This window comes from Shigella sp. FC1967, from assembly GCF_001743005.1.
Lineage (GTDB): Bacteria > Pseudomonadota > Gammaproteobacteria > Enterobacterales > Enterobacteriaceae > Proteus.
In genome coordinates this window covers 1-287 of sequence record NZ_MIIZ01000124.1, presented here as the reverse complement: position 1 = coordinate 287, position 287 = coordinate 1, and the positions used below count along the sequence as shown (strand labels likewise).

At 51.6% G+C, this 287-nt stretch carries 1 pseudogene; it reads left to right on the top strand.

Annotation, left to right across the window (positions count from 1 at the left end):
- Positions 1 to 62: 62 nt before the first annotated feature.
- Positions 63 to 287, top strand: a pseudogene (locus tag BHE89_RS01155) (conjugal transfer protein TraK); the annotation flags it as partial.

The window sequence follows — 287 nt, the reverse complement described above, 5'->3', positions numbered from 1 at the left end:
TGAAAAAGGATGTTCCTGCCCCTGTGACGTCAGGACAAAGCTCCCATGAGGTTGTGGGCAGCATGAATGAAAACCCCTTACTGACGATGAAGCCGGGGGTTAACCAGATCATCCCGATAGCCGTTGGTCATCCGAACCGAATCGTCACGCCTTTCAGCAATCCTGAGATCGTTTCAACATCTCTGACCGGGGCGACGGATAACGGCCAGTGTGGTGAGGTCTGCATCAAAGAGAATGTGGTCTATGTCGCCACGGATAAGCAGTATCCGGTGACTATGTTCATTACT